This is a genomic window from Ignavibacteria bacterium, assembly GCA_025612375.1.
Classification (GTDB): Bacteria; Bacteroidota; Ignavibacteria; order Ignavibacteriales; family SURF-24; genus JAAXKN01.
This window is the reverse complement of sequence record JAAXKN010000017.1, coordinates 75,565-86,620: the sequence shown is the minus strand read 5'-3', so window position 1 is coordinate 86,620 and position 11,056 is coordinate 75,565. Positions and strand designations below refer to the sequence as shown.

At 45.2% G+C, this 11,056-nt stretch carries 6 protein-coding genes and 1 riboswitch; all 6 genes read right to left on the bottom strand.

The annotated features are described in order from the left end of the window. A riboswitch (cobalamin riboswitch) is annotated at positions 1-86 on the bottom strand. This riboswitch is flagged as partial in the annotation. Positions 87-235: 149 nt separating this feature from the next. The 6 genes from HF312_12010 to HF312_11985 all read right to left on the bottom strand — a co-directional run bounded on the left by HF312_12010 (position 236) and on the right by HF312_11985 (position 10,734). Next, positions 236-2,476, bottom strand: coding sequence for a hypothetical protein (locus HF312_12010; GenBank protein MCU7520933.1), 2,241 nt, complete (start codon positions 2,474-2,476; stop codon positions 236-238). 196 nt (positions 2,477-2,672) lie between these two features. Beyond that, positions 2,673-4,331 (bottom strand): undecaprenyl/decaprenyl-phosphate alpha-N-acetylglucosaminyl 1-phosphate transferase, encoded by a 1,659-nt coding sequence (locus tag HF312_12005; protein ID MCU7520932.1) that lies wholly within the window; start codon positions 4,329-4,331, stop codon positions 2,673-2,675. Positions 4,332-4,566: 235 nt separating this feature from the next. Then, positions 4,567-6,945: a T9SS type A sorting domain-containing protein gene (locus HF312_12000; protein ID MCU7520931.1), complete on the bottom strand. Its 2,379-nt coding sequence runs from the start codon at positions 6,943-6,945 to the stop codon at positions 4,567-4,569. A gap of 85 nt (positions 6,946-7,030) precedes the next feature. After that, on the bottom strand, positions 7,031-8,038 hold the full coding sequence (locus HF312_11995) for a cysteine synthase family protein (protein ID MCU7520930.1): 1,008 nt from the start codon (positions 8,036-8,038) through the stop codon (positions 7,031-7,033). A gap of 84 nt (positions 8,039-8,122) precedes the next feature. Next, complete coding sequence (locus HF312_11990) at positions 8,123-9,889, bottom strand: SUF system NifU family Fe-S cluster assembly protein (GenBank protein ID MCU7520929.1); 1,767 nt, start codon at positions 9,887-9,889, stop codon at positions 8,123-8,125. A gap of 137 nt (positions 9,890-10,026) precedes the next feature. Next, entirely contained in the window at positions 10,027-10,734 is a 708-nt protein-coding gene (locus tag HF312_11985) for a hypothetical protein (protein MCU7520928.1), read from the bottom strand. Between the last annotated feature and the right edge of the window lie 322 nt (positions 10,735-11,056).

Below are 11,056 nucleotides of genomic sequence, written 5' to 3'. Positions count from 1 at the left end.
CAATTACAGTTGCGGGGCAGCACCGGATTTTCACCGGTTTCCCTATTCTTCCCGAAAAGCGGGACACCGTAACGTTATAAAGTCACCAGATAAATTATAAAATATTCAGCCCTTTTCCAAACTTCATAATAAAAAAAACCTCTCCCCCTTGATTTTTAAGGGAAGAGAGGCTTTTTCGGGGTTGAGGTATGCATGAAGAAAATTTTTTAATATGGGCGTGCACTATTAGTCTTTACTACCACCCTTTAAGCCTGTTCATAAGGAGGTAGGCCGAGAAATAAAGGAGTGCGCCCAGCAACATAGCCACGTTAAACCCGTAGTTGATTGTAATTAAAATGATTGCCGTCGAACCTATTACCGAGGCCACGCCGTTTACGGCAAAACCCCAGTCAATCAGTTCCCCGACCTTCTGTGCGGCTTTGGGGAAAGGCATTCCCATAAAGAATCCCAGAGGCGCAATTAAGATCATTGATATAATCACACGGGGTATGAGGCTAAAGCCCGTTAAGAGGCCGGTAAAAGGCCTGAAGAGCGTTACCTCGAGCATTAAGAGAATTACTATGCAGTAAAAAGGCACGCGGTCGTTAAAGCGCGAAGAAAAGCGGCTTCCCACGCCTGAACTCAGCAGAAGCGTAAGGAGAATTACAACAAAGCTGTATGATGAAGCGCCTATAAAAAGGGTATATCTCTGTATCAGCACCACCTCAACAATCATAAAAGCCGCGCCAATGGTAAAAAAGTAGAGCCAGGGGGCAGCCTTCAGCTTGCCGCTTTTCTTCAGGTAAGGCAGAAGCATTAAAGGAAGAACAAGGATACATATTATAAGGAGTATGGTGGAAATTATGAGCTTTGAGATCGGGAAGCCCCGGAACTCATAGGGAGAGATTTCCTTCAGCTTGGCAAATTCCACATTCTTCCAGAGCCCAAGCTGAGCTATGTAAGGCTTGTCGTCGTTACAGGGGCTGATATCTATCTGAGATCTCAGGGCCTCGGTTTTCCAGCCGTTTGAGACGATCTTGTTAATAAGGTTTCCTTTTACTGAATCCGGTGCCGGGTATAAAAGCTTTATAAAAGGAGAAGTCTCCTTATTAAGTTTTACCACGGCAGTATCAATAAAGTCTCTTGTTAAAGGTTCCTTAGACAGTATCAAAAGGTTCCTGTGATATTTAGGAAGGTCGTAGACCGCAATGTGCTGACGCGGGTTCCTGACGCCGGCCTTATCGAGGGCTTCAATTACCTCGCTTACAACCTTAGGCATATACATCTGGTGCTCCATATAGAAGATGCCTTTTTCTGTAAGTGCATTATAGTAGTCCTCAAAGGCCTCAGTTGTAAAAAGATAATTTTCAGCAAGCGCAAATGACCCGGAGGCAAGGGCCGCAAAAGTGTTAGAGCTGAAAGAGGTAATAAGGTCAAATTTATTTCTGAACCTTCTTACATACGTGCGGCCGTCTTCGGTAATTACCTTTACGCGGGGATCGCTGTATATGTTTCCTGAAAAGGTGGAGAGCTCACCGTCCAGGAGCATGCTGTTGATCTTAGGGTTTACCTCAACGGCATGGATTTCCTTTGCCCCTTCCTGCAAAGCCTGCAGCACTTCGCCTCCCCCGCCGGCGCCAAGGGAAAGAACAGTACAGTTATTTTTGCATTTAATGAAATTCTTGAGGCTGAAGAGCCCGAAGTCGAATTTCATGGAGTCAGGGCGGTTCCAGTTTCCATCGAAGCGGTGCACGGGAGTGTTAGCCATGTTGTCAATATTAATGCCGCGTGAATCTTCGCCATATTTGTAAATCTTGATTTTCGCCATAGAGTCCCAGTACTGGTAGACAACAGGGGCCCTTTCTTTTCTTGGCGGATTAAGCAGCGTGTGAGAGCAGCTGATAAGTATAAACATCAGGGCTAAAGGCACAAGGTTAAAGTACCTGTACCATTTTTCGAAAGAAAGGAAAGACGCAATAATAAGCGGCAGGCAGATCAGGAATGATGCCCAAGGGGTACTGAAAGAATTCATGAGCAAGATAGCCAGGAGCGCGCCTGAAGCGGCCCCTAAAAGATCTGCCATATAGAGCCTCGGCATATCGCCGTAGTTATCCCTGAAGAGTTTTGCCAGTGCAATGCCTGCAAAGAAAAATGAAGAGCTTAAGAGGATTACGGTCAGAATAAATTTCCACACCATTTCACCCGCCGTAAAAAGACGGGAGAAGTCGAGCTTAATATTAAGCACTACGGAAGGGCCCGCAAGTGCAAGCAGGGACGCCGCAAGGAGGAGAAATCCCGCCGCGTTACGGCCCTTAAACGGCCTTTCGAACAAGCGGAGGGAAAGAGCCCCAAGGCCGAGGCCCAGTATGGAGAGCGACAAGATCAGGAATGCGAACGTATAATAAAATTCTGCTGAAAATATTCTGGTCCAGACTATTTCCAGCGATATGAGTGAGACGGACATTAAGGCAATAATATAGAATTTTGAGTTTTTCATGCTTCCTCTTGTGATTTATGCAGAGATTACCACTCTTTATACATGAATAGACGCTTTGGGATCCAGTGAGGTTTCAAAATAGTGTCGAATGGATTTATTGGCAGTTATGCGGACGGAATAGCTTCTGAGCGGCCGTGAGGTAAATTCCGGGGAAACACCGGTTTTTGTTTTTAAGATGAAGGCAGTATTTTATTCTTCAGATAATGAGCAGCCTCATCAGTATTGCGAAGGATATGGCAAAGGACATGTAGAACATGTGGCTCCTGATCTCCTCTTTGAATGAAACCACCAGCTTGTACCAGAGGTAAATTACGAGCGCTTCCAGAATAAATATCTTAAAGCCCTGGTTGATGTGCGAGGGAATTAGGTAATCGACAAAGAAGGTCAGGAAAATAAAAATGAGGAGCGCATAGTCCATATCGCTAACCTTAAACTTCTTCAGAGGGAATACCGTGCCGTCGGCGATAAGGAATATCATAATTATAAAGGTTAGTATGTAATAGCTCATTTCAGAGATGAAGTTAAAGGCCTCGCTGCCTTCAAATACCTGGCTCTGGAGCGTATGGTTTAGGCTTGTAATTGTGAAGAAGGCAGCGATGTTCATGAAAATAAAAATGTCATCGACGCCTTTATAGATATTTTTATTCCTGGCGGCTATAAGAAAGAATGCAAGCCCAGTAATAAGGAGCCCCCAGAGTATATTATTTTCCATTGAATTATGGTTGGGTATGGAGAGTATCAGGATCAGCAGAAGGGCAAGTGAAGTCAGGTAAATAAATGATTTCTGTATGATTTCATTGTTCCTGTTCCACATTCCGGCCCAGAACTTTCTTTTATAGATCTCCTTCCTGTAGGTATTCAGAAAAGATATAACCGGCTCTGCAAAGAGGAGCAGCACAACAAAGAATGCAAATAATATTAAGGGCAGAGTGTGAGAGCCTGTAAGGTAGTAAATTGCAATAAGGGCAAAGATAACCGAATAAGAATCGATTATTGCAACGGTAAGCCTTTGTGAACCTGTAACCTCCAGTATCAGGTGGTGAAGGTGCGTTTTATCGGGAAGAAAAGGGCTCTTCTTTCTGAGCATTCTTCCGGCTATAACCCTTATGGCGTCTGTCAGGGGTACGGCAAGCAGAATTGCCGGGAAGGTCAGGTCCAGCACGCCTTTATTCATTTTAACCGAGATGAAAAGGGACGAGGTTATAAGGAAAAATCCCAGTATGAGTGAGCCTGTATCCCCCAGGAAGATCTTAGCCGGGAACCTGTTAAATTTAAGGAAGCCCAGTAGGCTGCCTATAAGGCTTACCGATAAGAGAATAAGTATGTCGCAGCCGAAGAAAACCGAAAGGCTCAGAATGACAGAAAAAGCCAGGATTGAAAAGCCGCTTACCAGGCCGTCAATTCCATCCATAAAATTAACGGCGTTTATGCCGCCGACAATAAAGGCTATTAAGATGATATAATCCAGCGGATGTGGAACTGCAACGTCAAGGTATACCAGTTCCACGTACTGCTGATTGAGGTAAATGAGAACAAGCAGGCAGGCAAGGAACTGCCCCCAGATCTTGACCATGTAGCTGAGGCCGAGAATGTCGTCAAAAAATCCGATCATCAGGATAATGTTTGCCGCCACCATCAGGAGCCTTATTGAATCCAGCTCGTCAGAAAGGAACACCACCGTAAGGGCAGCCGAGAGATAGATCAGCAGCCCTCCCATGCGGGGTATAATTGCGGTATGGATTCTCCTGTTTCCGGGAAGATCCACGACTTTGATTTTGGTTAAATACCGTATCAGAAATGGAGTAGTAAAAACAGTAAAAATCAAACTTATTATAAAAATAAATAAGAGATTCATTTTGCCTTAGCCTCTGTTATCATTCTAAGCAATCCCAAAAACACACGTTCAAATGCAGTCTCATCATATCATTACGTCATAAACATCATTTCAGCCCTGAGTCCGGAGAACCGGGAAATGAGACCAGAGCGCATTGCAGGCAGATCTAGCATATTTAACTAAAGAGAGGGGCGGCTTTCCCCCATTAAAAAAGCATCCTCTCTTTAATTCACATTCTCAAAAGAGTCAGATCACTTTACTTCAAAAGAACAAACTTTTTCGTTTCCCTGAAATTCCCGCTCTGGAGCTGGTAGAAATAAATGCCGGCAGGCAGGTCCTGGCAATTAAGAATTATTTCATAGTTTCCTTTGGCTTTCATTTCATCCATTACCACCTTAACCGCCTGTCCTATGCTGTTAAAAAGAGTAAGCCTTGCCCTTCCGTCCTGGCTGAGCGAATACTGAATTTTTGTTGACGGGTTAAAAGGATTCGGATAATTCTGTTCAAGCGCATAGACAGGATTTGCAGGAGAATTTTTTCTAACCGGCATAGGGCTCATGTTTTTGTCAATAAGAGTATACACGCCGAGGGAATTTGTCATAAAGCGGGCACAGTGCCTTGCGGTATCAATCGTTGTGGCCTCGGCAGTCCAGGTGCCGTCGCCTTCTGTGGGCCTCCTGTTTACAACAAGGTCACTTTCATTGTAGCCTCTGAGCTCAGTGCCGTCATTATAGAAAAGTCTTACATCGGCAGCCCATCCGGAGCCCAGGCTGCCGGGGAAAGAAAAGTTAAACATGCGGTCTATACCTTTTCTGCTCAGTATACCTGAGTTGCTGAGAGCCCTTTGTCCCGGAGTATAGGTAAGTAAAACCTGCTCGGGCCAGGATGTGCCTGACCAGATTATTTCCGCCACCCTCTTTCCATCGACACCGATAAAGATAGTTGTGTCGCCGGATGAGCTTCTAACGGGTGCAGCCGCGGCGCTGCCCAGAGGGGTGTACTCGCTTGCTCCGATGTCACAGCCTCCATCAGCAATATTAGTCGAACGGATAATGCCGTTTATGTCCTCTGAATTTGAAAAGTTAGGAAAGCCCTGGCCGTTAACAACCCAGCTTTCAGGAGAAATTGAAACCTCAGAGGGTGAAGCAAATCCGGGGTTTATGCTGATTGAATGCGGGTCCCACGAGGTAACGCTTGTCCAGTCCCTGATTGTTGCCCTGATGCCTTTGCCGCAGAAGGCGACAAATGAGTTCTGTGAGCCGTCGACATAGATGAGGTTAAAGTCGCTCGTCATGCTGCCTTTCATGGCAGGTGTTCTGTAAATTGACCAGCTTTTGGCATTAGGGCTTGAGTTTCCGTTGTAGAAGATATTGTTCTTCAGGTCTATCATGCTGCCCTGGGCCATTGGGCCTATGTAGATGCACTGCGTTTCATGATAGTCCCTTTCTGTTTCTTCTATATATATGGTATTGTTATAAACCTCAACAATTCCCGCCGTAGGGACGTCAATTCCGGTTGTAACAATTGTACCCAGGCGCCCGTTAATGTTGTCGCTGTCCCTGAAGCCATAGACCATATTGTTATAAACTTTATAAGTAGAATATACGCTGCCCGCCTCGAGCTGAATGCCGAAGACCGCGGGCTGGAAGTTGCCCGTATCGGCTGTAGCGTTAAAGAGGTCATGTATCCTGTTGGCATTAATTGTATAGCTGCCGGGCCCGTATGTATGGATTCCCCTTACGCGCCTTCCTGCTGTTGTGCCGTTATTTGTGCCCAGGTTGGTTACGTTATTTTTCCGGATAATGATGCCCTGGTTATTACCCTGGTTTGTGCCGACGTGAATTCCATAGACCGGAAGGAGCGGGTATTGAGCCCTCAGGTCGCCAACGACTTCGTTGCCTTCTATAACTATATCCGACACCTTATTGGCATAGATCCCTTTGTGATAAAAGTGTATCTCGTTGCCGCGTATAATGTTTCCGGTCTGGATGTTAAGGGTATCTTTTCCCAAAATGACCGCATTAACAGAAGACACCTTGTTGTTTTCAATCAGGCAGTAGTCGGCCGTCGGAAGTGCGTTTCTGAGAATGATGCCCATATCCTCATCTGTCCATACGTTTCCTTTACCCTTTGCCTGTATGACGCAGTTCTTAATTGTAATAAAGTCGCCATAGATATCGATGGGTTCCGTGCCGTACCTGCTGTCGCCGGCAATGATGGTCATGTCGCGCGTATAAGAGGCGTTAGAGCCGTCAATTGTTATATAGTCTGTTGTCTCGCCCGGCCTGCCGATTCTTATGGCAAACATTGACGTATCCTGCCCCATTACATTAAGCACAACCGTTGCACCCGGGGCGGGCTTAAACACAGCGCGTGAGTTCTGCTGTGGTTTATTATTCTTAATTTCAATTCTGAGCGGCTTGGGCTCGTTGTATGTACCCGAGGCGACGAGGAATGTAACGCCTTCTGTTGTGCCCTGTGCATTGAGCGCCTGGATGGCCTCATTAAATGATTTGTAGTTGTCTGCCCCGCTGCCGTTGGGGTCAATAGTTTTATTTCCGTTAAGCTGGGCCTGTAACGAAAACGGGATAAAAAATGCTGCAAGCAAGACTATAATTTTAGCTGGACCTCTCATGGTGTGACCTCTTTAATTTATTCATTCTTTCGGTATTACCTGCATCTTCTGTTTAATGGTTTCATAAAACTTTTCACAATATTTTTCACAGAATTCCAGAAAAAGTTGTCTCATGGTCCTCAACTGCCGTAAGTTTTTCCCGCATCCAGTCGTCGTTATGGAATTTTGTAAGGTATCTTTCACCCGTGTCGCAAATGGGGAACACTATTACGGCGTTCTCGTCCAGCTTTTCGGCAACCTTCAGGACCGCGTGAAAGATTGTGCCGGTGCTTCCGCCGCAGAATATTCCCTCCTCGTGTGTAAGGAGCCTGGCTGTATTGAAGGAGTCATGATCCGTTACATTTATTACTTCATCTATATACTGAAATTTCACATTTTCCGGGATGTAGTTCTGCCCGATAGCCTCGACGAGGTAAGGGGCGCTGCCGGTTCTGAGCCCGTGGTCAAAATAGTCTTTGAAGACAGATCCCACGGGGTCTGCTGCAATAACCTTAATGTTTGGGTTCATTTCCTTGAGGAACTTTCCCGTTCCGCTTATGGTGCCGCCGGTACCGATTGCGGCAACAAAATGCGTCACTTTGCCGTCGGTTTGGCGCCAGATCTCGGGGCCCGTAGTTCTGTAGTGAGCCTCCGGGTTTGCAGGATTGGAATACTGGTTTATATAGATTGAGTTGGGGGTGTTTTTTGCTATCCGTTTTGCCACGTTGACATAGTGGTTCGGATCATCTCTATCGTAACCGTCGCGTACGATAACTACTTCCGCCCCCAGGGCTTTGAGGTAGTTTGATTTTTCGCAGCAGACCTTGTCCGTCATAACGAATACTGATTTGTATCCCTTGACCGTAGCCACGAGTGCAAGGCCGATGCCTGTATTTCCGCTCGTGGCCTCTACGACAATGCCGCCCGGCTTTAAGATTCCACGGGCTTCGGCATCCTCTATCAGTGTAACGCCTATACGGTCTTTAATGCTTCCGCCCGGATTGCAGAATTCTACTTTGGCTAATATCTGAGGTTTTAAGTGCTTTGTAAGTTTCTTAACACGCACCAGTGGTGTATTACCAATGATCTCCAGAATACTTTCTTTTACGTCCATCTTTGCTCTCCTTAATAATCGTATCATTCCCCTTTCATAATCATCAAATATCATTATCATCAAAATTTACCGTCTGACTGAGCCCTACACTTCATAGTTATGCTGTTCAGCCGTAAGCGTTCCAATATGGCTTATCAGGTTTGTCATCGTCTGCCAGGGCAGATAAGCACATTTCATTCTGGCCGGCGAATTCTGTATGCTTGAGAAAATGGCAAGTTCTCCCAGGTTTCCGTTTTTTATTTTCGTGACATTTCCTGAATTAAATGCGCTGTGAAATTTATTATACATTCCTTCTGCCTCTTTGAGGGTTTTACCCATGAGCATACCCGTCATTATTGAAGCCGAGGACTTTGATATTGCACAAAGCTCTCCCTGGAATGTTATATCCCTGATGACGTTGTTTTCAATGTTCAGGTAGAGGACAATGTGGTCGCCGCAGAAGGGGTTAAAGCCCTCGTCGCTGTGGCTGCATTCGAAGCAGACCTTGAAATTTCTCGGGTTGCGGTCGTGTTCAACAATTGTTTCCTGGTAAATCTCATTTATCCTTTCACTCTGCAGGCTCTGGCGGCTGCCGGTCTGCTTGAATTCCATTACTTTCCTGAGGCTGCAGACGAGCTGGTCGATCTCCTCTTTGGTATTATAGAATGCTATGGAAATTCTTGCCGTAGCCGGGACCTTGAAGAACTGCATTACAGGCTGCGTGCAATGGTGACCCGTGCGTATTGCAATGCCGTCGGCGTCTAGCAGGGTGCCTATGTCGTGCGGGTGGAGCCCGTCCATTACGAGTGAAATTACGGGAGCTTTTTTCTTTGCATTTCCGATTATCTGAATACCTTCCAGTTCACGGATCCTGTTTTCGGCATAATAAAGAAGCTCGTGCTCATGGCGAATTGCCTGCTGGAAAGGAATTGAGTTCAGGTAGTCTATTGCGGCACCAAGCCCTATTGCACCTTCAATATTCTGTGTACCCGCTTCAAACTTGTAGGGGACGTCGTTATACGTCGTATTTTCAAACGTAACGAGCTTTATCATGTCCCCGCCCGTCTGATAAGGATCCATACTGTCCAGGAGTGCGGATTTGCCGTAAAGGACTCCGATGCCGGTAGGGCCGTAGAGCTTATGGCCGGAGAATACATAAAAGTCGCAATCCATGTCCTGAACGTCGACGCTTCCGTGCGGAATGCCCTGTGAGCCGTCAACCAGAACCGGGACGCCCTTCTGGTGGGCTTTGGCTATAATTGTCTTTACAGGGTTTATTGTGCCAAGTGAGTTTGAGACCTGGACTATGGAGACAATTTTTGTTTTTTCATTTATGAGGCTATCCAGGTTATCGAGTATCAGTTCGCCGTTTGCGTCCATGGGTATAATCTTCAGGGCGGCATTTTTCTCTTTGCAGAGGACCTGCCAGGGGACAATATTTGCGTGGTGCTCCATTGCGGTAATTAAGACCTCGTCACCTTCCTTTACGTGCATCCTTCCGTAGGAATACGCGACAAGGTTAATGGCCTCGGTGGCCCCCCTCAGGAAAATTATTTCATGTGCCGCTTTAGCATTTATATAGTCTCTTACCTTTCTTCTGGCATTTTCGTAGGCCAGTGTTGCATGCTCGCTCAGGTAATGCACTCCCCTGTTAATATTAGAATTAACTTTATGATAATACTCCTGAATTGACTGAATAACCATTTCGGGTTTCTGTGTTGTAGCAGCATTATCCAGATAAATGAGTTTCTTTCCTTTTATCATCAGACCGAGTATGGGAAAATCCTTTCTGATCTTATTGACATTAAAATAATCCGCTGAAATTTCATCTGAACCACCGCCCAGAACTGAAAGAATACTTCTTAAATTCATAAAGCTCTCCTCTGTTAGATAAAAACGGCTTAAATGGACATCTGTCTCTTATTATTAGCACTACCATTTATAATTATTCGCTTTACCTTTCCCGAAGAAGGCATTTTCCTTAAAAGAAAAGGCAAATGAATATTTATCTAATTCATTGAAGGATATGGAAGTATCACCTTAATGTCGTCGTCCACAATTCCAAGGTTTAAGAGCAGCACGCGCATTTTAATGTCATAGAAAAATCCGGGATTTGAATATTTAACCAGATCTATGAGTTCATTGATTTCATACCTGAAGAGATTAATTGCCCTGTTCAGGCGCATTTCGAGCTGCCTTTCCCTCACATAAATTTCGGCTTCTGTGAGCTCCTCCAGGTTCAGAGCCTTCCAGTATTCCTTAATGCTTTCTTCCAGCTGCTTTAAGGTTTCCTCGGTAACGCCGTAGTAATAAAGCCCGCCGGAATGTTTTGTGGCATATATAAAGATAGCCTTACCCTTGATTAAGAGTTCAGTACAGAACATATTGTTCAGTTCAAGTTCGGATAAGGTTACTTTGTTCAGCAGCTCATCAATCAGATCGTTTTCATTTAAGTTCAGGATGTAGCATTTCAGTGAATTTGAAACTTTCAGGATGCTCTTGATGAGCTGCCCCCGGGAGGAGTTTATTCTGATGGATTTATTGTCCTTCAGATTTGAAAGTTCGGTCCTGATTTCCTGGATCTTGGCCAGAAGTCCGTCGTAGCGTTCCAGGGCTTCTGTCCAGTTTGGAATATTTTTAACAGACTGGATATTATCTTCGATAATACTCCTGATCGATCTTAGCATAGCCAGCTTGTCGTCGCTAACGTTTGTCATGGCAGCATTCTCTTTTCTGCTTACTTTTCGGTTTGGTCCGGTCTTTATTAATCCTGCTCTTTAATTAACCATCGGATCTTGACTGTGCCTTCAGCTGCATCAATGAATAGGACTGAACTTATGTATATATATGCTATCACAAAATCATCATCACTGGAATAAAAATGGAAGCTGTCTTTTTTCAAGAAGAGTATTCCTTTTTCAGGTAAAAGCAAGGAGCAAATATGAAAGGTACGGGAAAACTTAATTCTTAAAACTTTTTTTTAGAGATTCCTGAAGATACCACTCCCCCGCATGGCCCTAGCCGGTGCCATGCAAAACT